The 23,702-nt window shown below is 69.0% G+C and carries 23 protein-coding genes and 1 pseudogene; 7 read left to right on the top strand and 17 right to left on the bottom strand.

Features of this window, described 5'->3' with window-relative positions; genetic code table 11:
• Positions 1-45 precede the first annotated feature (45 nt).
• From ACWDOP_RS33750 to ACWDOP_RS33720, 7 genes are all read right to left on the bottom strand, one after another.
• Positions 46-471 carry a metal-sulfur cluster assembly factor gene (locus ACWDOP_RS33750; protein ID WP_454203060.1) on the bottom strand — a complete coding sequence of 142 codons (426 nt, stop codon included), beginning with the start codon at positions 469-471 and terminating at the stop codon, positions 46-48.
• On the bottom strand, positions 464-952 hold the full coding sequence (sufU, locus tag ACWDOP_RS33745; protein WP_454203059.1) for a Fe-S cluster assembly sulfur transfer protein SufU: 489 nt from the start codon (positions 950-952) through the stop codon (positions 464-466). Before sufU ends, ACWDOP_RS33750 begins: the two co-directional genes overlap by 8 nt.
• 3 nt (positions 953-955) lie before the next feature.
• Positions 956-2,209, bottom strand: coding sequence for a cysteine desulfurase (locus ACWDOP_RS33740; protein WP_456348295.1), 1,254 nt, complete (start codon positions 2,207-2,209; stop codon positions 956-958).
• 2 nt (positions 2,210-2,211) lie between these two features.
• Entirely contained in the window at positions 2,212-2,985 is a 774-nt protein-coding gene (gene sufC / locus ACWDOP_RS33735) for a Fe-S cluster assembly ATPase SufC (protein WP_454203057.1), read from the bottom strand.
• 54 nt (positions 2,986-3,039) lie between these two features.
• The gene (sufD, locus tag ACWDOP_RS33730; protein ID WP_456348294.1) at positions 3,040-4,218 is read right to left on the bottom strand and encodes a Fe-S cluster assembly protein SufD; all 1,179 of its coding nucleotides are present in this window, start codon (positions 4,216-4,218) and stop codon (positions 3,040-3,042) included.
• On the bottom strand, positions 4,218-5,654 hold the full coding sequence (sufB, locus tag ACWDOP_RS33725) for a Fe-S cluster assembly protein SufB (protein WP_454203055.1): 1,437 nt from the start codon (positions 5,652-5,654) through the stop codon (positions 4,218-4,220). Before sufB ends, sufD begins: the two co-directional genes overlap by 1 nt.
• Positions 5,655-5,733: 79 nt before the next feature.
• Complete coding sequence (locus ACWDOP_RS33720; RefSeq protein ID WP_456348293.1) at positions 5,734-6,507, bottom strand: helix-turn-helix transcriptional regulator; 774 nt, start codon at positions 6,505-6,507, stop codon at positions 5,734-5,736.
• A 261-nt stretch (positions 6,508-6,768) separates the two neighbouring features.
• Here ACWDOP_RS33720 and ACWDOP_RS33715 point away from each other — a divergent pair.
• The 3 genes and pseudogenes from ACWDOP_RS33715 to ACWDOP_RS33705 form a co-directional block, all read left to right on the top strand.
• A pseudogene (locus ACWDOP_RS33715) lies at positions 6,769-6,877 on the top strand (FAD-binding protein); the annotation flags it as partial.
• A 182-nt stretch (positions 6,878-7,059) separates the two neighbouring features.
• A complete protein-coding gene (locus tag ACWDOP_RS33710) occupies positions 7,060-7,893 on the top strand; it encodes a GMC oxidoreductase (protein WP_456348312.1) in 834 nt (277 codons plus the stop codon).
• A 66-nt stretch (positions 7,894-7,959) separates the two neighbouring features.
• A complete protein-coding gene (locus ACWDOP_RS33705; RefSeq protein WP_456348292.1) occupies positions 7,960-8,634 on the top strand; it encodes a GAP family protein in 675 nt (224 codons plus the stop codon).
• 182 nt (positions 8,635-8,816) lie between these two features.
• Here the strand turns inward: ACWDOP_RS33705 and ACWDOP_RS33700 are convergent, their stop codons facing one another.
• From ACWDOP_RS33700 to ACWDOP_RS33690, 3 genes are all read right to left on the bottom strand, one after another.
• The gene (locus ACWDOP_RS33700; protein WP_456348291.1) at positions 8,817-10,559 is read right to left on the bottom strand and encodes a pyruvate dehydrogenase; all 1,743 of its coding nucleotides are present in this window, start codon (positions 10,557-10,559) and stop codon (positions 8,817-8,819) included.
• A gap of 153 nt (positions 10,560-10,712) precedes the next feature.
• Positions 10,713-11,306 (bottom strand): TetR/AcrR family transcriptional regulator, encoded by a 594-nt coding sequence (locus ACWDOP_RS33695; RefSeq protein WP_454203051.1) that lies wholly within the window; start codon positions 11,304-11,306, stop codon positions 10,713-10,715.
• 138 nt (positions 11,307-11,444) lie between these two features.
• Positions 11,445-12,020, bottom strand: coding sequence for a Uma2 family endonuclease (locus tag ACWDOP_RS33690; protein WP_456348290.1), 576 nt, complete (start codon positions 12,018-12,020; stop codon positions 11,445-11,447).
• Between the two features lie 174 nt (positions 12,021-12,194).
• On the opposite strand from ACWDOP_RS33690, the gene mptB reads away from it, so the two are divergent.
• The 4 genes from mptB to ACWDOP_RS33670 all read left to right on the top strand — a co-directional run bounded on the left by mptB (position 12,195) and on the right by ACWDOP_RS33670 (position 16,662).
• Positions 12,195-13,877: a polyprenol phosphomannose-dependent alpha 1,6 mannosyltransferase MptB gene (gene mptB / locus ACWDOP_RS33685; RefSeq protein WP_454203050.1), complete on the top strand. Its 1,683-nt coding sequence runs from the start codon at positions 12,195-12,197 to the stop codon at positions 13,875-13,877.
• The gene (locus ACWDOP_RS33680; protein WP_456348289.1) at positions 13,874-14,806 is read left to right on the top strand and encodes an ABC transporter ATP-binding protein; all 933 of its coding nucleotides are present in this window, start codon (positions 13,874-13,876) and stop codon (positions 14,804-14,806) included. The genes mptB and ACWDOP_RS33680 overlap by 4 nt, the downstream gene beginning before the upstream one ends.
• Positions 14,803-15,585: an ABC transporter permease gene (locus ACWDOP_RS33675; RefSeq protein ID WP_454203048.1), complete on the top strand. Its 783-nt coding sequence runs from the start codon at positions 14,803-14,805 to the stop codon at positions 15,583-15,585. Before ACWDOP_RS33680 ends, ACWDOP_RS33675 begins: the two co-directional genes overlap by 4 nt.
• A gap of 99 nt (positions 15,586-15,684) precedes the next feature.
• Positions 15,685-16,662 carry a COX15/CtaA family protein gene (locus ACWDOP_RS33670; RefSeq protein ID WP_456348288.1) on the top strand — a complete coding sequence of 326 codons (978 nt, stop codon included), beginning with the start codon at positions 15,685-15,687 and terminating at the stop codon, positions 16,660-16,662.
• Positions 16,663-16,689: 27 nt separating this feature from the next.
• Here the strand turns inward: ACWDOP_RS33670 and ACWDOP_RS33665 are convergent, their stop codons facing one another.
• Genes ACWDOP_RS33665 through ACWDOP_RS33635 form a run of 7 tightly spaced genes read right to left on the bottom strand, consistent with a single transcriptional unit; the run spans position 16,690 to position 23,608 of the window.
• On the bottom strand, positions 16,690-17,601 hold the full coding sequence (locus ACWDOP_RS33665; RefSeq protein WP_456348287.1) for a VOC family protein: 912 nt from the start codon (positions 17,599-17,601) through the stop codon (positions 16,690-16,692).
• A gap of 24 nt (positions 17,602-17,625) precedes the next feature.
• Positions 17,626-18,501 (bottom strand): class I SAM-dependent methyltransferase, encoded by an 876-nt coding sequence (locus tag ACWDOP_RS33660; RefSeq protein WP_456348286.1) that lies wholly within the window; start codon positions 18,499-18,501, stop codon positions 17,626-17,628.
• A gap of 45 nt (positions 18,502-18,546) precedes the next feature.
• Positions 18,547-19,329, bottom strand: a complete 783-nt coding sequence (gene nagB / locus ACWDOP_RS33655; protein WP_456348285.1) for a glucosamine-6-phosphate deaminase — start codon at positions 19,327-19,329, stop codon at positions 18,547-18,549.
• Positions 19,317-20,483, bottom strand: a complete 1,167-nt coding sequence (locus ACWDOP_RS33650; RefSeq protein WP_456348284.1) for an N-acetylglucosamine-6-phosphate deacetylase — start codon at positions 20,481-20,483, stop codon at positions 19,317-19,319. The genes nagB and ACWDOP_RS33650 overlap by 13 nt, the downstream gene beginning before the upstream one ends.
• Positions 20,480-22,135, bottom strand: coding sequence for a phosphoenolpyruvate--protein phosphotransferase (gene ptsP, locus ACWDOP_RS33645; RefSeq protein WP_456348283.1), 1,656 nt, complete (start codon positions 22,133-22,135; stop codon positions 20,480-20,482). Before ptsP ends, ACWDOP_RS33650 begins: the two co-directional genes overlap by 4 nt.
• A complete protein-coding gene (locus tag ACWDOP_RS33640) occupies positions 22,125-22,388 on the bottom strand; it encodes an HPr family phosphocarrier protein (RefSeq protein WP_454203041.1) in 264 nt (87 codons plus the stop codon). The genes ptsP and ACWDOP_RS33640 overlap by 11 nt, the downstream gene beginning before the upstream one ends.
• A complete protein-coding gene (locus tag ACWDOP_RS33635; protein WP_456348282.1) occupies positions 22,388-23,608 on the bottom strand; it encodes a PTS transporter subunit EIIC in 1,221 nt (406 codons plus the stop codon). The genes ACWDOP_RS33640 and ACWDOP_RS33635 overlap by 1 nt, the downstream gene beginning before the upstream one ends.
• Positions 23,609-23,702 lie beyond the last annotated feature (94 nt).

Below are 23,702 nucleotides of genomic sequence, written 5' to 3'. Positions count from 1 at the left end.
GCCGAATTCGGCGGGGCCACAGTTGTTGGTGGAACCGGACGGCGTCTACACCGTGAACCCGAGGGCTCGCAGCTGCTCGCGGCCGTCCTCGGTGATCTTGTCCGGGCCCCACGGCGGCATCCAGACCCAGTTGATCTGCAGGTCCTCGACCAGGCCGCTGCGGACCAGGGCGTTGCGGGACTGATCCTCGATCACGTCGGTCAGCGGGCACGCCGGGGACGTCAGGGTCATGTCCAGCTTGCAGATGCCGTCGGTGACCTTCATGCCGTAGACCAGGCCCAGATCGACGACGTTGATCCCGAGTTCGGGGTCGACCACGTCGCGCATGGCCTCCTCGAGATCCTCGAGGAACTTGATCTCTTCCTCGGTCAGCTCGGCTTCGGGCTCGGTGGCCTCGACCGCGGCGGAATCCGACTGGGCGGCAGTCACTTCGGCGGCCGGATCGGCCGGGGCGGGCGTGGTGTCACTCATCGTTCTTCTTCTCCCCGTTCGACATCGACGGTTTGGTCTCCTCGACGGAGGCGATCTGCACGACCGCGTCCTTGAACGCCATCCAGCCCAGCAGCGCGCACTTCACGCGCGCCGGGTACTTGGCCACACCGGCGAAGGCGATGCCGTCGCCGATCACATCCTCGTCACCGTCCAGGGTGCCGCGGCTGGTGATCATCTCGTTGAACGATTCGACCACCTTCAGCGCCTGCTGCACGGGCAGGCCGATCACCTGATCGGCCAGCACCGAGGTCGACGCCTGACTGATCGAGCAGCCCTGACCGTCGTAGGAGACGTCCTTGACGTCATCGTTCTCGTCCAGGTGCACACGCAGCGTGATCTCGTCACCGCAGGTCGGGTTGACGTGATGCACCTCCGCGCCGAAGGGCTCGCGCAGCCCCCGGTGGTGCGGGTGCTTGTAGTGATCCAGGATCACTTCCTGGTACATCTGCTCCATGCGCATGATCTATGCAACTCCGAAGAAGCTCTGAGCCTTCCGCACCGCGGCGATCAGCGCGTCCACCTCGTCGAGGGTGTTGTAGACGGCGAAGGAGGCGCGGGCGGTGGCGGCCACACCGAACTTGCGGTGCAGCGGCCAGGCGCAATGATGGCCGACGCGGATCGCCACACCCTCGTCGTCGAGGATCTGACCCACGTCGTGGGCGTGGATACCGTCGACCACGAAGGCCACCGCACCACCGCGGTCGGCGCTGTCGGCCGGGCCGACGATGCGCACGCCCTCGATCTTGCTCAGCCCTTCGAGGGTGTGCGCGGTCAGCGAATGCTCGTGCGCGGCAACCGCGTCCATGCCGAGCGTTTCCAGATACCGCACGGCCGCGCCCAATCCGACGACCTGCGAGGTCATCGGCACGCCGGCCTCGAAACGCTGCGGCGGGGCGGCGTAGGTGCTGTGGTCCATGAAGACGGTCTCGATCATGGAACCGCCGGTGATGAACGGCGGGGTCTCCTCGAGCAGCGCGTACCGCCCGTAGAGCACGCCGACACCCGACGGGCCGAGCATCTTGTGCCCGGAGAAGGCCGCGAAGTCCACACCCAGCTCACGGAAGTCCACCGGCATGTGCGGCACCGATTGGCAGGCGTCCAGCGCGACCAGCGCGCCGACTTCCTTTGCGCGACGCACCAATTCGGCGACGGGCGCGACCGCACCGGTCACGTTGGACTGGTGCGTGAACGCGACCACCTTGGTGGCCGGCGACAGCTCGAGCGAGTCGAGATCGATCCGCCCGTCGTCGGTGACGCCGTACCACTTCAGGGTGGCGCCGGTGCGCCGCGCGAGCTCCTGCCACGGCACGAGATTCGCGTGATGCTCGAGCTCGGTGATGACGATCTCGTCACCCGGGCCCACGTGGTACGGGAACCGCGCGTCACCGAAGGCGTTGGCCACCAGGTTCAGCGACTCGGTCGCGTTCTTGGTGAACACGATCTCGTTCACGCCCACGCCCACGAACCGGGCGATGTCCGCGCGGGCGCCCTCGTACGCGTCGGTGGCCTCCTCGGCCAGCTGATGAGCGCCACGGTGCACCGCCGCGTTGTGCCGGGTCAGGAACTCGCGTTCCGCGTCCAGCACCTCCGTCGGCCGCTGCGAGGTGGCGCCGGAATCCAGGTAGACCAGGGGTTTGCCATCGCGCACAGTGCGGCTCAGGATCGGGAAGTCGGCCCGGATACGGGCGACGTCCAGGGCGGGCACCGTGGTCGTCATAACTAGGCTCCTACAGCAGCAGAGGTGAAGCGCACGTAGCCGTTCGAGTCGAGTTCTTCGGCGAGTTCCGCGCCGCCCTCGGCGACGATGCGACCGCCGACGAACACGTGCACGAAGTCCGGCTTGATGTAGCGCAGGATGCGGGTGTAGTGGGTGATCAGCAGGACGCCGCCCTCTTCGCGCTCCTTGTAGCGGTTCACGCCCTCGGAGACGATGCGCAGCGCGTCCACGTCCAGGCCCGAGTCGGTCTCGTCCAGGATCGCGATCTTCGGCTTGAGCAGGCTCAGCTGCAGGATCTCCTGGCGCTTCTTCTCACCGCCGGAGAAGCCCTCGTTGACCGAGCGCTCCACGAACGACGGGTCGATCTCCAGCTCGGACATCGACTCCTTGACTTCCTTGACCCAGGTGCGCAGCTTGGGGGCCTCGCCGCGGACGGCGGTGGCGGCGGTGCGCAGGAAGTTGGAGACCGAGACGCCGGGGACCTCGACCGGGTACTGCATGGCCAGGAACAGGCCGGCGCGAGCGCGCTCGTCGACCGACATCTCCAGCACGTCCTCACCGTCGAGGGTGATGGTGCCCGAGGTGACCGTGTACTTGGGGTGACCGGCGATGGCGTAGGACAGGGTCGACTTGCCCGAGCCGTTGGGGCCCATGATCGCGTGCGTCTCACCGGATTTCACGGTCAGGTTGACGCCCTTGAGGATCTTGATGGGCTCGCCGGACTCGTCGGGGTTGGCGACCTCGACGTGCAGGTCCTTGATTTCCAGGGTGGTCATCGAATTCGAATTCCTTTATGGGGAGGGAAGTATGGGGGTTCAGGTGAGTGAGCGTCAGACGCCCACGGCGGCGAGTTCGGCCTCGATGGCCGCCTCGAGCCGCTCCCGAACCTCGGGGACGGCGATCTTCTGGATGATCTCGTGGAAGAAGCCGCGCACGACCAGACGCCGCGCCGCCTCCTCGGTGATACCGCGCGAGCGCAGGTAGAACAGCTGCTCGTCATCGAAACGACCGGTCGCCGAGGCGTGTCCGGCGCCGACGATCTCGCCGGTCTCGATCTCCAGGTTCGGCACCGAATCGGCGCGCGCGCCATCGGTGAGCACCAGGTTCCGGTTCACCTCGTAGGTGTCGGTGCCCTCGGCGGCCGCGCGAATGAGCACATCGCCCACCCACACGGTGTGCGCGTCCGGCTTCGAGGAGCTCGGATCACCCTGCAGCGCACCCTTGTACTGCACGTTGGACTTGCAGTTGGGCTGCGAATGATCGACCAGCAGGCGCTGTTCGAAATGCTGGCCGTCGTCGGCGAAGTACAGGCCGAGCAGCTCGGCGTCGCCGCCCGGGCCCGCGTAGCGCACGTTCGCCGCCAGGCGCACCAGGTCGCCGCCGAGGGTGACGTTGGTGTGCCGCAGCGTGGAGTCGCGACCCACGCGCGGGTGGTGCATGGTGACGTGCACGGCGTCGTCGGCCCAGTCCTGGACGATGACGGCCGACAGCTTGGCGCTGTCCCCGAGCACGAATTCCACGTTGTCGGCGAAGGTTCCGCTGCCCCGGTAGTCGATGACCACGGTGGCGACGGCGAAGTTGGCCAGGCGGATCTGGGTGTGACCGAAGGCCACCTTGCCCGCGCCCGGACCGGTGATGGTCACGAAAACCGCCTCGGCCACTTCGGTTTCGGCGCCGACCGAGATGACGGTCGCCTGCTCGAAGCCCGAGTACGCCTGCGCGGCAACGCGATCGGTGGGCACCCCGCCCTGGCCGAGGCGCTCGTCGGTGCGCTCGACCGTTTCCACGGTGACGCCCTCGACCGAGTTGACCTCGACCGTCGCCTGCCCGTCCTGCACGGCGGTGCCGTCGTGCAGGCCGTTCAGGCGGCGCATCGGGGTGAAGCGCCACGCCTCGTCGCGACCCGAGGGGATCTCGAAGGCGTTGACGTCGAACGAGGCGAAGACCTCGCCCTTGTTCACCGCCGGGGTACGAGCCTCAGCGGCAACGGCTACGTTCTCGACCGTCATCAGCCGACGGCTCCTTCCATCTGCAGTTCGATCAGGCGGTTGAGCTCGAGGGCGTACTCCATGGGGAGTTCCTTGGCGATGGGCTCGACGAAGCCGCGCACCACCATCGCCATGGCCTCGTCCTCGGTCAGACCGCGGCTCATGAGGTAGAACAGCTGGTCCTCGGACACCTTGGACACCGTCGCCTCGTGGCCCATGGTCACGTCGTCCTCGCGGATGTCCACATAGGGGTACGTGTCCGAGCGAGAGATGTTGTCCACCAGCAGCGCATCGCACTTGACCGACGAGCTCGAGCCGTACGCGCCCTTGTTCACCTGCACCAGACCGCGGTAGGAGGCGCGACCGCCGCCGCGCGCCACGGACTTGGAGATGATGTTCGAGGACGTGTGCGGCGCCAGGTGCAGCATCTTCGCACCGGTGTCCTGGTGCTGACCCGCACCGGCGAACGCGATCGAGAGCACCTCGCCCTTGGCGTGCTCACCGGTCATCCACACGGCCGGGTACTTCATGGTGACCTTGGAGCCGATGTTGCCGTCGACCCATTCCATCGTCGCGCCCGCCTCGGCCTTGGCCCGCTTGGTGACCAGGTTGTAGACGTTGTTCGACCAGTTCTGGATCGTGGTGTACCGGCAGCGGCCACCCTTCTTCACGATGATCTCCACGACCGCGGAGTGCAGCGAGTCCGAGGAGTAGATCGGTGCGGTACAACCCTCGACGTAGTGCACGTAGGCGTCTTCGTCGACGATGATCAGCGTCCGCTCGAACTGACCCATGTTCTCGGTGTTGATGCGGAAGTACGCCTGCAGCGGGATGTCCACGTGCACGCCCTTCGGCACGTAGATGAACGAGCCACCGGACCAGGTGGCCGAGTTCAGCGCCGAGAACTTGTTGTCACCGGACGGGATGACCGTGCCGAAGTACTGCTGGAACAGCTCCGGGTGCTCCTTGAGCGCGGTATCGGTGTCCAGGAAGATGACGCCCTGCTTCTCGAGATCCTCGCGGATCGAGTGATAGACGACCTCGGACTCGTACTGCGCCGCGACACCTGACACGAGGCGCTGCTTCTCCGCCTCGGGGATGCCGAGCTTGTCGTAGGTGTTCTTGATGTCCTCGGGCAGGTCCTCCCAGGTGGCGGCCTGCTTCTCGGACGAGCGCACGAAGTACTTGATGTTGTCGAAATCGATGCCGTCGAGGTCCGAGCCCCAGTTCGGCATGGGCTTCTTCTCGAAGATGCGCAGCGCCTTCAGCCGGAAGTCGAGCATCCACTCGGGTTCGCTCTTCTTCGCCGAGATATCGCGCACGACCTCCTCGGACAGGCCGCGCTTGGCACTGGCACCGGCCACATCCTTGTCGGCCCAGCCATACCCGTAAGTCCCGATCGAGGCGATGGTCTCCTCTTGGGACAGCGGCTGCACCTGGTCGGTCGTCGTCGTCATTCGGCACTCCTTCCGGAGTCGTTGTGTAGATGCCGTTGCGGGCTGTGCAACGGAACTTGCTGCGGGTTCTTGCGGTGGTTTATGCGGTACTCGTTCTAGGGGGCACGGCCAGCGGCAGCACCGGGACATGCGTGGTGCACGCGCAATCGCCGTTGGCGATGGTCGCCAGGCGCTGCACGTGCGTGCCGAGTAATTCCCGGAAGGCCTCCAGCTCGGCGGCGCACAGCTCCGGAAACTCCTCGGCCACATGCGACACCGGGCAGTGATGCTGGCAGATCTGCACGCCCGCACCAACTTTCCGGGTGGAGGCGGCGAAGCCGGCTTCGGTGAACGCTTCCGCGATCTCCTCGGCCTTCTCGGTCGTCGCCTCCGGGGTGGTCCCGCCGAGCCGCTCGATTCCGGCGACTATGGCGGCGACCCGCTTGCGCGCGAACTCGGTGATGGCCTTGTCGCCGCCGATCTCGCGCAGCTGGCGCATGGCCGCGCCGGCGAGGTCATCGTAGGCATGCCCCAAACGGCCCCGGCCGGTGGCTGTCAGCTGGAACTGTTTGGCCGGGCGCCCGCGGCCCTTCTGCTGCCACGCCGCGGACCGGGCGGCGCGTGCCTCGCCCGATTCGATGAGCGCGTCCAGGTGCCGTCGCACGCCCGCCGGGGTCAGGGCCAGCCGCTTGCCGATATCGGTGGCGGTGATGGGCCCCTCTTCCAGCAGGAGCTTGATGACGGCCTCGCGGGTGTGGCCCTCACCGGCGGGTCCGGACGCGACAACGGGCCGGGCGCCCTTCCGGCGCCCGGTCTCCGCTCCCGCATTCCGCAAACCCACGGTTTTCACAACATCAGTGTGACGGAATTCCATCCCGCGTTCCAGTAAGGGTCACCTGACTTCGGGGGGCTGGGGCGTGTGACTCTCTGCACACCGTCCAACCTGCGCCGGATTGGCCCGGTGAGCGGGCCGGATTCGCGGGAAATTTGCGGTCGCGCGAGGGCTCGACCGAACCGACCGACCAGCGTCCACCAAAAAGGGTGAAATCCCGGCAGATCCCCGACGATCGGCAAATCGATAGCTACGCTCGAGCCACCACCTTCCCTATCGAGAGGCGGCCGTGTGGCGGCGGACATGGATTTCGATGTGGTCATCGTCGGGTCCGGCTGCGGCGGGAGCGTCACCGCGCTGCGGCTGATCGAGAAGGGCTACCGGGTGGCGGTGATCGCCGCGGGACGCGGGTTCGCCGAACCGGGCGAGGAGGCGCGGCCGCAGGTGCCGGGGGACGCGTTCTTCGGCGACGAGCGGTGGGCCGGGATCACCGATTGGCGAGCCGAACTCGAGCCGTATTACGAACGGGCACTGAGCATTCCGCCTCGCCGCTATCTGACCTGCGCCGAGCGCGGCGGGGCGCGGATCGTGCCGATGACGACGGTGATGACCGTGCGGCCGTTGCGCGCCGGCGGCTGGAAGGTGTCGGCTCAGCGCACCGGGCGGCCCTGGTGGGTCGGGCGGCGGACGTTCACCGCCGGGCAGGTGGTGCTCGCGGCCGGAGCGCGCGGAACCCGGCGATTGCTGGCCGACATGCGTGATCGCGGGGTGCTGAATCATCTGTCGGCGCGATTGGGCGAACCCACGCCTACCGGCGGGGACCGTGACGGATGGGGGACGCACGCGGGGCACGCCGGACCGGATGGCCGCGAGATATCCGCCGGCCACACGGCGCTGCGTCACCTCGTGGCGACCGTGCGGTCACGGACGGGCGCGGGCACGATCGGCCTACCGGGTACCGACCGGGAGCTGGGTGGATGCTGTATCGGCGGGAATCCGCGCGACGGGGTGATCGATGCCTATCACCGGGTGTTCGGCTATCCCTCGCTCAGCGTGGTCGGGGCGGCCGCGGTCACCGCTGATCCCGGGGTGAATCCGGCGCTGACCGTGTGCGCGCAGGCCGAACGCGCGGCGGCGTTCTGGCCGAACGTCGATGAGCCCGATCCCAGGCCGGGTCAGGGCGGGGCGTATCGGCGGATTGACGCGGTGCAGCCCGACCATCCCCTCGACGCGGCAGCGGTCGTGCAGGGGAAATCGGACGGTGCACCGCGCGGCACGCAGCCCGTGCATCCGCGCGATACCCCCCGCCGCGGCGCGCGGACCGACGAGTCGGGCCGCCACAGGCAAGGCGACGAGCCAGGACGACGCGGGCACAGTGACGAGCCAGGTCGGACCAGGCCGGGCGACGAGCAGAGCACAGGCGGGTAGGACCCCTCGAACAGCTGATTCCCGCGGCGATCACGACTCGAATTCACCTCGACGGCAGGAGTTTTCATGGGGAACGCGATCGGGCAGTTTCTCAGCCACGCGGTCGGTGTGGCGATCAGTCCGGTCGCACTGATCGCGGTCATTCTGCTGGTGGCCGTGCCGCGGGGCGGACGGGGAAACGCCCTGGCATTCGCGCTGGGGTGGGTGCTGGCGGTGGCGGGCATCTTCGCGGGGCTGCTGCTGATCGCGGAGGCGGCGGGCGCGCACCGGGACGGACATCCGGGGACCTGGGTCGCCTGGTTCCGGCTCACCCTCGGCGTGCTGCTGGCGCTGATGACCCTGCGGCAGCTGCGTCTGGCCCGCGCCGCCGAGGTCGGTACGCTGCCGCGCCGGCTGGAGAACCTCGAGCAGTTCACCACCGCGAAATGTGTGGTCCTGGGCGTGGTGCTGGTCGTGGCGAGTCCGAAGAACGTCATGCAGATCGCGTCCGGGGCGGTGACTACCGCCGAGTCCGCGTTGCACGGTCCGGGACAGCTCGTCGCGGGGTCGATCTTCGTGGCCATTTCCTCACTGGGCGTACTGATTCCACTCGCGATGCACTTCGTGAGCAGTCGTTCCTCCTCGGCCACCCTGGAGCGGTGGAAGGACTGGACCATCCGCAATCACTATGTGGTCATGGCGGTGCTGTTCGCGCTGCTGAGCGCGAAATCGCTGGGTGACGGGATCAGCGGGCTGTTCTGATCGGGACAGTGCGCCGCCTCTGATCGAAACAGTGCGCCACCGCACCGACCCGCGTTCGGAGCGTTCATCCCGTCGGACAAGACCGCACACGCGTGAATCGGGCCCCGCCCGATCGGTAGAAGCCGATCCGCCGCAACGCCTTCCGCCCGGGCGATCCCGTCCGAGGGCGCTGCTGCCCCAGGTCAGGGCCGCGGAATGTTGCGCAGGTTGCTGCGGGCCAGCTCGACCATCCGGCCCACCCCGCCGCCGAGCACGATCTTGCCCGCGGCCAGCGCGAAGCCCTTGACCTGGGCAGCGTCGATCTTGGGCGGCAGCGAGAGCGCGTTGGGGTCGGTCACCACGTCCACCAGGACCGGGCCGGGCTCGGCGCACGCCTGTTCCAGTGCCGCACGGACTTTCGCCGGATCGGTGACCCGGATCGACTTCAGCCCGACGGCCGCGGCGATGGCGGCGTAGTCGACGGGTTCGTGATCGGTGCCGTAGTCGGGCAGCCCGTCCACCAGCATCTCCAGTTTCACCATGCCGAGCGAGGAGTTGTTGAACACCACGATCTTCACCGGCAGCCGATGCCGCCAGACCGTGAGCAACTCCCCCATCAGCATGGCCAGCCCGCCGTCGCCGGACAGCGAAATCACCTGGCGGCCCGGAAAAGCCGACTGCGCGCCGATGGCGTGCGGCAGCGCGTTGGCCATGGTGCCGTGCCGCCACGAGCCGATGATGCGGCGGCGGCCGTTCGGGCTCAGATAGCGGGCGGCCCAGACGTTGCACATGCCGGTGTCGACGGTGAACACCGCGTCGTCGTCGGCGATCTCGTCGAGCAGGGCGGCGACGTACTCGGGGTGGATCGGGGTGTGGTGCTCGATGTCGTGGGTGTAGGCGTCCACCACGTGCTCGAGCGACGCGGCGTTGCGGCGCAGCATGTCGTCCAGGAACGCGCGGCTCGGTTTGTGCTGCACCACCGGTAGCAGGGCGTCGATGGTCGCGGCGACATCGCCGTGCACCGCGATGTCAATGGCGGCACGGCGGCCGATGCGGGCGGGGTCGCGGTCGATCTGGGCGATGCGGCCGTCCTGCGGCAGGAAGTTGTCGTAGGGGAAATCGGTGCCGAGCATGATGAGCAGGTCGGCCTCGTGCATGGCCTCGTACGCCGCGCCGTACCCGAGCAGACCGGTCATGCCCACGTCGTACGGGTTGTCGAACTGGATCCACTCCTTACCGCCCAGGGCGTGCCCGACCGGGGAGTTGACGCGCTCGGCCAGGGCCATGACCTGCGCGTGCGCGCCGCGCACCCCCGCGCCGGCGAACAGGGTCACCGTGTCGGCGTCGTTGATCGCCTCGGCGAGCCGGTCCACCTGCGCCGCGGGCGGCACCGCGACCGCGGCCTCGGTCACCAGGTCCGACCGCCAGCCGCGATGCTCGGCCTCGCCCTGCAGCACGTCGCCCGGCACGACCAGCACCGAGACCCCGCGCCTGCCGAGCGCGGTCTGCATGGCGATATAGGAGAGCCGGGGCATCTGGTCGGCGATGCTCACCATTTCGCAGAAGTGGCTGCATTCCACGAACAGTCGTTCCGGATGGGTCTCCTGGAAGAAGCCGGTGCCGATCTCGCGGCTGGGAATGTGCGAGGCGATGGCCAGCACGGGCGCGCCGTTGCGGTGCGCGTCGTACAGCCCCTGGATCAGGTGGGTGTTGCCCGGTCCGCAGCTCGCGGCGCACACCGCGAGGCGACCGGTCAGCAACGCTTCGGCTCCCGCGGCGAAGGCGGCGCTCTCCTCGTTGTGGCAGTGCACCCACTCGATGCCGGATGTTCGCCGGATCGCGTCCACGAACGGATTGAGGCTGTCGCCGACCAGTCCGAACACCCGCTCGACCCCGGCGGCGACGAGCACGTCGACCAGCTGGGTAGCAACCGAGTTGCGAGCCATGATCTCCCCGTTCCCTCGTAGGGCAGTACGGAATCGATCGGCGATCACCGCACCGGCCGCGCGGCGATCCCCCTCGCACTCTAATTGATAGCTGAACATTCGCCATCCGCCGAGAGCGGTTCGAGACCCGGCATTCGGCCGCCGCGATCTCCCCTACGTCGGGGCCGGGTCGGCGACCGGAACCTCGGACAGGCTCAGGCGGATCAACCGCGACATGGCCGCCGCGACCGTCAGCAGCGGCTCGTCCGAGCGTCGGACGCGGGCCAGCAGCGTCGCGCCCTCATAGGCCGCGACGACCGTGGTGGCCAGTTCGCGCGCGTGCGCCTCGGGCATGCCCATCTCGGTGAGCAGCTCGGCGAAACCGCTCGCCATGGCATCGAATGCCGAGACGCAGGCGGTGCGGACCGCGGCCACGTCGGTACCGCCGTCGAGCGCCGGGGTGCCCACCGGGCAGCCGTCGGTCCACTGGGACGCAGTCAGTTTGGTGACCATGACCTCGAACAGCGTTGCGGTCCTGTCGAACACGTCCTCGGGCGCGTCCCGGATCATCTGCCCGATCACCACCCCCGTGCTGGTGACGGCGGACACCGCGATCTCCTCTTTCCCGCCCGGAAAGTGGTGGTAAATCGACCCGTACGGCAGTCCGGCCGCTTCACTCAGCTTCTTCAGTCCGAACCCGTGATAGCCGTGCCGGGCCAAAAGCCCCGCCGCCGCCATCTCGATTCGCCGCTTCGACTCCGACACCATCCCCCCAGCGTATGAGCGGGGTACGACACGAACAGTCGAAATGCGCCCGGAACTCCCACGAGACAGCCCAATCAGGTTGCACAGAGCGCATTTTCACAACGACTGCGGCCAACTCCCCACCCGCCGAACGAATCCGCGCTATTGCTCCCCGTATCGGGGCAGACATCCGCTGTCCAGCGCGAAGCCGAACGGATCCGGCAGCGGAATCGGATCGCCGTACTCCCCGTCCAACAGCCCGTGGTAGGCACCGTCTTTCGGATGCGTGTGCAGAATCCAGCGGCCGAATCGAGGATCGACGACCAGCAACACCCGCACACCGGCGAGCGCGTACCAGCCGTTCTTGTCGGCGATCTCCCGCGCCTTCTCGCTCTTGGAGATCACCTCGACGGCGAGTTCGACGTCCGCCGGATCGGCAAGCCACTCGTCGTCTTCGTCCCAGCTGTCGGGCAGCACGATCAGATCAGGGGTGCAGTAGTCGTCGTCGTCACCCGGCATGGGAATCGAGGTGACCTCGTAGGTCGCCGATCCGGACCGCATATGTGCTTCGAGCTGCTGACGGATACGGCGAATCGAGCCGGCGTGCTTGCCGCGCGGCGTCGGCGACATCACCAGGCTGCCCCCCAGGATCTCTACGCGTAATCCCGTGGCCTGCTGGATCTGCTCGGCGACCGCACGCAGATTCCCGGGGCGCGGATGCATGGCAGGGACAGACACGCTCGACCACTCCAATCCTCGCGGACGGTTGCCATAAACATAACTCGAGGCACAGCCGCGTACCCGGGCCCGGGCCGCACGGGAACCGGGGGTCGGCGGGGCGGTGGCGACGCACCGGGGGTAGGGGCGGGCGATCGGAGTCGGGGGTGGTTCGGCCGACTAGGCTTCGGGACCGTGGCGGTAGTGGACGGCGCGCGGCGCAGAGTGATCGAACTGGGACGCCGGGCGCTCGGCCTGGACGTCTCACCCGCTGATCACACGATCGCGGTGCTGCACACCGCCGACGCGGACGCACCGGGACTGGACCGGCGAGAAACGCTGCAGCTGATGCGGATCCGCCTGCTCGGGGCGACCGGCGCGGTGATCATGGCGATCGCGGCCCTGGGCGTCGGGGCGCAGCCGGTGCACCAGAACCCCACCTCCGGGGTGCGGGTGCTGGGCTTCTTCGCGCGGGCGCACACCTCGACCCTGGCGCTGTGCATGATCGGCGCGGTCCTGGTCGTCATGGCGTGGCTGCTGCTCGGGCGCTTCGCCGTCGGCGGGTGGGGCGGCAACCCGCTGCACCGGCTCACACGCTCACAGCTCGATCGCACGCTGCTGCTGTGGATCATTCCGCTCAGCGTCGCACCGCCCATGTTCAGCAACGACGTGTATTCGTATCTGGCGCAGAGCGAGATCGCCGCGCGCGGACTGGACCCCTACGAGGTCGGGCCCGCGGGCGGGCTGGGGATCAACAACGTCCTGACCAACAACGTGCCCAACATCTGGCGCGAGACCCCGGCGCCCTACGGCCCGCTGTTCCTGTGGATGGGTCGCGGCATCGCGGAACTGACCGGCGACAACATCATCGCCGGGGTGTGGCTGCATCGGCTGCTCGTACTCGCGGGCGTCGCGCTCATGGTGTGGGCGCTGCCGCGGCTGGCCCGGCGCTGCGGCGTGGCCGCGGTCAGCGCGCTGTGGCTGGGCGCGGCGAACCCGCTGGTGCTGTTCCACCTGGTCGGCGGCGTGCACAACGACGCGATCATGCTCGGGCTCATGCTGGCCGGCCTGGAATTCTGCCTGCGGGCCGCCGAGGACACCCACCCGTTCGACCGGCGCGCGTGGGCGCTGCTGGTCTTCGGGACCGTGATCATCGCGCTGTCCTCCTCCATCAAGATCACCTCGATCATCGCGCTCGGCTTCGTCACCATGGCGCTGGCCAAACGCTGGGGCGGTGGCCTGAAGGTCGTCATCGGCACCGGCGCGCTGCTGGGCGTCATCGCCCTGGCCACCACCTTGTTCGTGAGCGGTGTCAGCGGCCTCGGCTTCGGCTGGGTGCACACCCTCAATGTGGCCAGCGCCGTGCGCAGTTGGATGTCGCTGCCCACCGCCATCGGGGTCATCACCGGATTCGGCGGCGTACTACTCGGACTCGGCGACCACACGACCGCGCTGCTGGCCATCACCCGGCCGATCGCCGGCACCGTCGCCGCGTTCATCACCGTGCGCATGCTCGTGGCCACCTGGACCGGGCGCCTGCATCCGGTCGGGGCGATGGGCGTTTCCCTCGGCGCGATCGTGCTGCTGTTCCCCGTCGTGCAGCCCTGGTATCTGCTGTGGGCCATCGTCCCGCTCGCGGCCTGGGCCAACCGGCCCGCGTTCCGGGTACCCGCAGTCTGTTTCTCCGCCGTGGTCAGCGTGATCGTCATGCCGCGCGGCGCCGACTTCTACGTCTTCCAGATCGTCGAGTCCGCCATCGCCACCGTGATCGTGGGCCTGGCGTTCATCTTCCTGACCCGAAATGTGCTGCCGTGGCGCAAACAGCCGGGGGTGTCGGCTCCGTCACAGCAGCCCACGGCCTACGGTGTCTCATCGTGACCGCAGCCTCCGCACCCGCCGTCAAAGTCGACGGCATTGTGAAACGCTTCGGCGAGACCACCGCGGTGGACGGCATCAGCTTCGAGATCGAACGCGCGCAGGTGCTGGCCCTGCTCGGCCCCAACGGCGCGGGCAAGACGACCACCACCGAAATGTGCGAGGGCTTCGTCGCCCCCGACACGGGCAGCGTGCGCGTGCTCGGCCTGGATCCCGTCGCGGATTCGGATCGCCTGCGCCCGCGCATCGGCGTCATGCTGCAGGGCGGCGGCGCGTACCCCGGTTCGCGCGCGGGCGAGATGCTCGACCTGGTCGCCTCGTACTCCGCGCGGCCGCTGGACCCGGAATGGCTGCTGAAAACCCTCGGCCTGCAGGACGCCCGGCGCACCCCCTACCGGCGGCTCTCGGGCGGTCAGCAGCAGCGGCTGGCACTGGCGTGCGCGCTGGTCGGCCGCCCCGAGATCGTGTTCCTCGACGAGCCCACCGCCGGATTGGACGCCCAGGCCCGGCATCTGGTGTGGGAGCTCATCGACGCGCTACGCCGGGACGGTGTGAGCGTGCTGCTCACCACGCACCTCATGGACGAGGCCGAACAGCTCGCCGATCAGCTGGTCATCATCGACCACGGGCGCATCGTGGCCCAGGGCACCCCGAGCGAGGTCACCTCACACAACGCCGAGGGCCGCCTGGCCTTCACGGCCCCGCCGAATCTGGATCTGTCGCTGCTGGAAGCCGCACTGCCCGAAGGGTTCCTGCCCAAGGAGGCCACCCCGGGCTCCTATCAGCTGCGCGGCGAGATCACCCCGCAGGTCCTGGCCACCGTCACCGCGTGGTGCGCGCGAATCGACGTGCTGCCCACCGATATTCGCATCGACCAGCGCCGGCTGGAAGATGTCTTCCTCGAACTCACCGGACGGGAACTGCGCGGATGACCGAGACGCTGAACCGCTTCGCGCCGGGCACCTTCGCCCCGAATCCGCAGCCGACGACCCGGGCCCGCATGATGGCCGCCCAGACCCGGCTGGAACTGATCCTGCTGCTGCGCAACGGCGAACAGCTGCTGCTGACCATGTTCATCCCGATCACGCTGCTGATCGGCCTGACGCTGCTGCCGCTGACCGGGCTCGGCGAGCACCGGGTCGATCGGATCGTGCCCGCGGTCATGATGGTCGCGGTCATGTCGACCGCGTTCACCGGACAGGCCATCGCCGTCGGCTTCGATCGCCGCTACGGCGCGCTCAAGCGCCTCGGGGCCACCCCGCTGCCGCGCTGGGGCATCGTCGCGGGCAAGTGCGCGGCGGTGCTGATCGTGGTGGTGCTGCAGTCGATTCTGCTGGGCGCCATAGGTTTCGCGCTGGGCTGGCGGCCCTCGATCGCCGGGCTCGCGCTGGGCGCGATCGTGATCGCGCTGGGCACGGCGACCTTCGCGGCGCTGGGCCTGCTGCTGGGCGGCACGCTCAAGGCCGAGATCGTCCTGGCGCTGGCGAACGTGCTCTGGTTCGTCATGCTGGGCATCGCGAGCCTGGTGCTGATGTCCGACGATGTCCCGCAGGCGGTGAACCTGCTCGCGCGCGCGGTGCCCTCGGGCGCGCTGACCGCGACCTTGGAACGGGCGTTGCAGGGCGGCGTGGACTGGTACGGGTTCGCGGTGCTGGCCGGCTGGGGCGGGCTCGCCGGCTGGCTGGCGACCAAGTACTTCCGCTTCGACTAGAAGCGCGCTGCCACGCGTTTCGGGTCACCCGGCACAATCCACGACACGCCGTAGTAGGCCCGATGACGGGGTGGAATGCGCTCCCGCTACCATCGACGCGTGCTATCTCGCGCCTTCCAGCGATTCGCCGACCGGTTCCCGCTTCCCTCCCAGCGGACGCAGCTGCTCATCGCCTTCGCGGTGATCCTGTCGCAGGCCGGAATCTCGGTCACCGGAGCCATCGTCCGCGTCACCGCCTCCGGGCTGGGCTGCCCCACCTGGCCGCAGTGCTTCCCGGGCAGCTTCGTCCCGGTCACCGTGGCCGAGGTGCCGGTGATCCACCAGGCGGTCGAATTCGGCAATCGCCTGCTGACTTTCGCGGTGACCCTGTGCGCGGCCGCCGTGGTGATCGCGGTGACCCGGGCCCGGCGCCGGCGCGAGGTGCAGATCTACGCCTGGCTGATGCCCGGCGGCACCGTGCTGCAGGCCATCATCGGCGGCATCACCGTGCGCACGGGCCTGCTGTGGTGGACCGTGGCGGTGCACCTGCTGGTGTCGATGCTCATGGTGTGGCTGGCCACGCTCCTGTACGCCAAGATCGCCGAACCGGACGACGGCACCGAAACCATCCTGGTGCCCAAGCCGCTGCGCCTGCTCACCGCCCTGAGCGGAATCGCCCTCAGCGCAACGCTTGTCGCGGGCACGCTGGTGACCGCGGCCGGTCCGCACGCCGGTGACAAGAGCATCGAGCGCCCGGTCGCCCGGCTCGAGGTGGAGATCAGCACGCTGGTGCACCTGCACGCGGAGCTGCTGGTCGCCTACCTGAGCCTGGTCGTCGGTCTCGGCTTCGGCCTGGCCGCCATCGGCATGACCGCCGCGATCCGCAAGCGCCTGATCGTCCTGATCGCCCTGATCTCGAGCCAGGCCCTGGTCGGCATCGTGCAGTACTTCACCGACGTCCCGGCCGCGCTGGTCGCCATCCACGTCGGCGGCGCCGCGGCCTGTGTGGCCGCGACCGCCGCCCTGTGGGCGTCGATGCGCACCCGAGAAACGGTCGCGGCGGTCGAGCAGACCACCGAACCCGAACTGGTGCGCTAGGCGGGGACGACCGACCCGGGGACTTTGTCAGGCGCCGTCGTAGGCGCGGCGCAGGGTCTCGATGTCCATCTTCTTCATCGGCATGAAGGCCGCGGTGACCCGGTCGACCTGTTCGGGGGTGCCGTTCTGCAGCATCTCGTCGGCGACGGCGGGGGAAATCTGCCAGGACACCCCGTAGCTGTCCTTACACCACCCGCACTGTTCCGCGGCCGGGTCGGCGGACAGCAGTTTCCAGTAGCGATCGATCTCGTCCTGGGTGTCGCAGGGGACCAACAGGGACACGGCCTCGTTGAAGGTGAAGCCGTGGTCCGGGCTCGAGCTGTCCATCGCGGTGAGCCAGGTGTCGGACAGCCGGAAATCGGTGAACATGACCGACCCCTCGGGTTCGGGGGCGTCGGGCGGATAGGGGGCCAGGGTGCCGCGCTGCGAGTCGGGGAAGACCGACAGGTAGAAGTCGGTGGCCTCGCGGGCCTTACCCGCGACATCACCGACGAACAGCAGCGACGGAACGATGAACGGGCGCGGCTCACCGGCCGGATCGGTGAGCATGAGCTGCCAGGTGAAGCCGTATTTGTCGGCGACCCAGCCGTAGCGTTCGCTGAACGGGTAGGTGTCCAGCGGCATCAGTGCGGCGCCACCGTCGGACAGCGCGGCCCAGGCCGCGTCGAGGTTTTCGCGGGCCCGCGGGTCCCGGGACGGATCGAAGTTGACGATGAAGGAGATCGACGGATTCGGCGTGAACACCGGGCCCGCGCTGATCGCCATGAACTGCTGGCCGGCCAGCGTGAAATAGACGATGTCACTCTCGCCCGTCGGACTCGGCACATTGCGAATGGTCGTCACGTTCGTGACGGCGGAGTCCGGGAAAACGCTCGTATAGAACTCCGCGGCTTCACGTGCCTGATCGTCGAACCAGAGGTGGGGGACGATTGAGGTCATCACCCGATGCTAGCCCCGGCGCGATCAGGTTCGGTCCGCGATGGCGATGTGGCCGGTGCGCAGAAAACGGGGGCGGCGCGGGGTGATGTCGAGGTCTTGCGCGATCGTCAGCAGATCGATGTCGGTGGTCACCTCGAAACCGTGTGCGGCGAGCAGGGATTGGAGTACCGGCGGGGTCCAGGACGAGCGGAAGGGCTCGTCGGCGAGGGGGTTCGGGCGGCGCGCCCCGCGCAGTAGAAGACCCAGCGCCTTGCGGCCGAGGGCGTTCATGGGCGAGGGCACGGGATAGCTGATGATGAAGCGGCTGCCCGGGGCGCTCACCGCCGCGACCAGGGCGACGGTAGCCGTGACCTGGTCCGGGGTCAGGTACGGCACGACGCCTTCCCAGATCCACGTGGTGGGCACCCCCGCGTCGTGGCCGGATTCGGCCAGGCGGGCGGCGAGGGAGTCCTCGGCGAAGTCGACCGGAACGAACGTCAGCGATGTCGCCAGGGGTGTGCGCTCCCCCAACCGGGCCCGTTTGTCCTGCTGCGAGGCGGGCTGATCCACCTCGAAAACGGCCGTGCCGGCGAGTTCGGGCATCCGCCAGGCGCGGGCGTCCAGGCCCGCGCCGAGCAGCACCAGTTGCGGATGCGCGCTGTCGCGCACACCGTCGTCGATGGCGACGGTGCGGGCGGCCATGAGTTCGGCTGTGCCGGAGAGCAGTTCGAACTCCATGCGCGGCCCGAAGCCCTCGGGGCGCTCCCCCGCCCGGGCGAGCGCCACGGGATCGCGCTCGTCGGCGTGCAGCAGCTGGACCGCGAGCGGATCCGCGAAGCGCCCCACCGCCAACCGGCCGTCGGCCACCGCGCGGCCCTGGCACACCAGGACCGCCGTTCGACTCGCCTTGCGCTCGATCATCGTTGAATTATCCGCGGCCCGGGCACGCGCGCCGGGAGGACAGGCTCAGAAGTTCTGCCAGGCCGGCTTGTTCTCGAAGGCGAAGCGGTAGTAGTCCACGGATTTGAGGTACGAGGCGGCGCTCGGATCGACGATGACCGTCACGTGCGGGTGCATCTGCAGGATCGAGGCCGGGCAGTACGCCGAGACGGGTCCTTCGACCGCCGCCGCGACCGCCTCGGCCTTGCCCATGCCGATCGCGATCATCACCAGATGCTCGGCGTCGCCGATGGTTCCGAGGCCCTGGGTGAGCACGTGGGTCGGCACCTTGGACAGGTCGTTGTCGAAGAACCGTGCGTTGTCCTCGCGGGTCTGCGGGGTCAGCGTCTTCACGCGGGTGCGCGAGCGCAGCGAGGAGCCGGGCTCGTTGAAGCCGAGGTGGCCGTTGGCCCCGATGCCCAGGATCTGCACGGCGACCGGACCGTTCTCGGCGATCTTGCGCTCGTAATCGGCGGCGGCGGCCGGGATGTCGGCCGCGGACCCGTCCGGGGTGTGCACCAGCGCGTCGTCGAAGTCCACGTAGGAGGTGAACTCGTCGCGGATGAACTGGCGGTAGGACTGCGGGTGCCCGGCGGGCAGCCCGATGTACTCGTCGAGCAGGAACGCCTGCACCCCGGCGAAGCTGAGTTCGTCGTCGTTGTACTGGCGAATCATCTCGCGGTAGGCGCCCAGCGGGGAGGAGCCGGTGGCCAGGCCGATCGAGCGGGCGCCGGCGCGAACGTGGTCGGCCATGATCTGGCCCGCCAACACTCCGGCGTCGACCAGGTTTTCGGCGATCACGAGTTCCATGGAATTCCGTCCTTGTACACGGTCAATGGGTTCAGGTGGTGGTCGGTGACGAGCAGATCCGCTCGCAGGCCCGGGCGCAGCGCACCGACCCGGTGCGCGAGGCCGAGCAGGCGGGCGGGGGTGGCGGCCGCCGCGAGGGCGGCATCCCAGAGCTCCACGCCCGCGTGGAAAACGGTGCGGCGCAGCACATCCGACGCCGAGGCGGTGCCGCCGGCGATAGCGCCCGCACCGTGCGGGTCGTACAGGCGCGACACGCCGTCCCGCACAACGACATCCAGACTGCCCAGCTGGTACCGGCCGTCGGGTTCGCCGGCGGCGGCCATGGCGTCGGTGATGAGCGCGAGATTGTGCGGTCCGAGCGTGTCGAAGACCATCCGCACGGTGCCGTCGGCCAGGTGCACGCCGTCGGCGATGACCTCGGCCACCACGTCACCGCGCCCGGCCGCGGCCATGGCGGCGGTCAGGAAGTTCGCGTCGCGATGCGCGAGGGCGGGCATCGCGTTGAACAGGTGGGTGATGGACACCCGCCGGCCCCGGTACATGGCGTGTACCGAGCGGTCGTAGTCGGCGACGGTATGCCCCAGGGACAGCACGACATTCGCCTCGGCGAGCACATCGGCGAGCGCGTCGAACCCGTTCACCTCCGGGGCGATGGTGACCGAGACGATCCGGCCGCCCGCGTGGTCGACGAGCCGGCGCAGCATGTCCGGGTCGCCGTCGTGGATGCGTGCGGGATCGTGTGCGCCCCGGCGGTGTTCGCTGATGAACGGGCCCTCGAGGTGGATGCCGGCGAGCAGTCCGGAATCGACGGCGGGGCCCAGCACGTCGATACGGGCGCGCAGTTCGTCCTCGGTCGCCGAGACCAGCGAGGCCACCAGCGTGGTGGTGCCCCGGCCGCGATGAAAGCCGGCCGCCGCCGCGACGCCCGCGGCATCGGCGTCCGGAAAGCCGAATCCACCGCCGCCGTGGCAGTGCACGTCGATGAGCCCGGGCATGATCACCGGCGGCGGACCGGTGTCCGGGGGCTGTTCACCCGGGAAGTCCCGGGCCGGTCCCACGTACTCCAGGACCGGTCCGTCGAAGGACACCACGCCGTCGGGGATGTCTCCCGCGTCGGTGAGGGTGAGGATCCGGCCGCGCAGGGTCGTCCTCACCGACCTCGCCCCAGGGCTGTCCGGGCCGCGTGCACCGCGTCCGCGGCGGTGCGCGCGGCCACCACGGCGGCCGCCGCGGCCCGGCACTGTTCGAGGGTGACCGCCGCGAGCGCGGCCCGCACGCCGGCCAGCGAGCGCGGCGCCATCGACAGCGTCTCGACTCCCAAACCGACCAGCACGCAGGCGAATTCGGGATTGGACGCCGATTCGCCGCACACCCCGACCTTGACGTCGTTCCGGTTCGCTCCCGCCACCACCGCGGCGATCGTCGCGGCCAGCGCGGGCTGCCACGGGTCGTGCAGCGGAGCCAGCGCGGAGGACATGCGGTCCGCGCCGAACAGGTACTGCGACAGGTCGTTGGTGCCGATCGAGAAGAAGTCCACCTCCGCGCCCACGTGCTCCGAACGCAGTGCGGCGGCGGGGATCTCGATCATGACGCCCGCCGCGTCGAGCCCGGCGGCCCGCGCGCGGGTGACGAAGTAGTTCGCCTCCTCGACGGTGGCGACCATGGGCGCCATGACCTTGACCGCCGCGCCGGTGTCCCGGCGGGCGGCCTCGATCGCGGTGAGCTGATCGAGCAGTGTCCCCTCATCGACACTGCTCAACCGCAATCCACGTATTCCGAGCGCCGGGTTCTCCTCGTCCGGCAGGCCGAGGAACGGCAGCGGCTTGTCCGAGCCCGCGTCCAGGGTGCGCACGGTGACGGGCCGCTCCCCCAGTTCGGCGAACACCTCGGCGTATTTGGCGGTCTGCTCTTGCACGGTGGGCGCGGTCTGCGCGCCGAGGAACAGGAATTCGGTGCGGAAGAGCCCGACGCCCTCCGCGCCGAGTTCCACCGCGAGCCGGGCGTCGGCCGCGCTGCCCACGTTGGCCAGCAGCGGAACCGCGTGCCCGTCGGCCGTGCGGCCGGGTCCGGTGGGCGCGTCCGCCTGCCGCGCACGCGCGGCGAGCGCTTGTTCGCGACGCGCCGCGTCGGGTTCGAGCCGCACGATTCCGGTCGTGCCGTCCAGCACCACCTCGGTGTTCTCCGCGATCTCGACCGCGCCGGGGGCGGCGACCACGGCCGGAATCCCCAGGGCCTTGGCCAGGATGGCGGTGTGCGAGGTGGGACCGCCCGCCACGGTGAGCAGGCCGACGACGATCTCGGGATCGAGGGTGGCGGTGTCGGCGGGTGCGAGGTCCTGTGCGGCGAGCACGAAAGGCGTAGCGCTGTCCGGGATTCCGGGTGGGTCGACGCCGAGCAGTTCGGCGACCACGCGCTGCCCGACATCGCGCAGATCCGAGGCGCGTTCGGCCATCATGCCGCCGAGGGCGGACAGTTGCCCGGCGAAGTGCGCCACGGCCTCGGTGACCGAGTGGGCGGTCGGGCCGCCCGCCCGGATGCCCGCGCGCACCTGGTCGAGCAGCGCGGGGTCCGCGGCCAGCGCCGAGGTCATGAACAGGATGTCCGCGGCCGGGCCCCGCGCTTCGAGCGCCTGGGCGGAGTATCGCGCCGCGACGGCCTCGAAAGCGGCCTCGGCGCGGGCGATCTCGGCCTCGACGTCGCTCCCGGGGGTATCGGAGGCGCTGGTGACCGGCGCGGACGCCAGCCACTTCACCGGTCCGAGCGCCACTCCGGGAGCGGCGGCGACACCGTGGATCTCACGCGTCAAGATCGGTCTCCAGCAGGGTGACGAGCCGGTCGAGCGCGGCGTCGTTGCCCTCGTCGGTGGACAGGGTGACGGTGTCGCCCTGCTTGACGCCCAGCGTCATGACCTGCAGCAGACTGCCCGCGGCGACGGCGGGCTTGCCGTCGATCGAAATCGTCACGGGCACGGCCGATTCGGCGGCCGCCTTGGCGAACAGGGCGGCCGGGCGGGCATGCAGCCCGGTCTTGGACGCGACGGTGGCGGTACGGGTGATCATTACGCGACGTTCTCCTTCTCGATCTCTTCTTCGTCGGGTTCACGACCCGGTGTCGGCAGATTCCAGCGCTTGATGATGAAGCTGAAGGTGACGTAGTAGAGGACGGCGTAACCCAAGCCTATGGGGATGAGCAGCAGCGGATGCGTTGCCTTGCCGAAGTTCAGCAGATAGTCGATGGCGCCCGCGGAGAAGGTGAAGCCGTCGTGGATGCCCAGCGCGTTGGTCAGCGCCAGCGCCGAACCGGTGAAGAGCGCGTGGATGAGCAGCAGCGGCCAGGCCACGAAGATGAACGCGAATTCCAGCGGTTCGGTGATGCCGGTGACGAAGGCGGTCAGACCGGTGGAGAGCATGATGCCGCCGACCACCTTGCGGTTCTCGGGCTTGGCGTTGCGCCAGATGGCCAGGGCCGCGGCGGGCAGGCCGAACATCATGATCGGGAAGAAGCCGGTCATGAAGGTGCCCGCGGACGGGTCGCCGGCCAGGAAGCGCGGAATGTCGCCGTGGGCGCCGTTGTAATCGCCGATCACGAACCACACCACCGAGTTCAGGATGTGGTGCAGACCCAGCGGCAGCAGCAGGCGGTTGGCGAAGCCGAAGATGCCGCCGCCCGCGACCGCGTTGTTCGCGACGGTCTCACCGAGCCAGGTCAGCCCGGCGTTGAAGGCCGGGTAGACGAACGACATCGCCACGCCGATGACCACGGCGGCGCACGCTGTCAGGATCGGGACCAGGCGGCGGCCGGAGAAGAAGCCGAGGTAGTCCGGTAGCTGGGTGCGGTGGTAGCGCTGCCACAGTATGGCCGCTGTCAGGCCCATGACGATGCCGCCGAGGACACCGAAGTTCACCAGGGCCTGAGCGCCTTTGGCGTCGGTCTTGCCCTCCATGACCACCGGGGACATGGCTTTCAGGACGCCGTTGAAGGCCAGGTAGCCGACGACGGCGGCCAGGGCCGTCGAGCCGTCGGCCTTCTTGGCCCAGCCGATGGCGATGCCGACCGCGAACAGCAGGGGGAGGTTGTCGAGCAGTGCGCCACCGGCTCCGGCGATGACATCGGCGACGGTCTTCGTCGCCGACCAGCGGCCGAGCATGTCGTCCTGTCCCAGCCGTACGAGCAGGCCCGCGGCGGGTAGCGTGGCGATCGGCAGCATCAAGCTGCGGCCGAGTTTCTGCAGTCCGGACAGGTCGATTGTCTTGCGCGCGCTCTGGGCGGCATCGGCCATAGCGGTGGTCCTCAGTCTGTGAATAGGGTCACCCGACGGTATGGTGACTGGTTATAACCACAGTAAACTGGTTATAACCACCTTTGTCCACTCG

It is taken from the genome of Nocardia sp. NPDC003693, from assembly GCF_053981095.1.
Note: the sequence above shows the minus strand (reverse complement) of the source record. Positions and strands in the feature narration are given on the sequence as shown.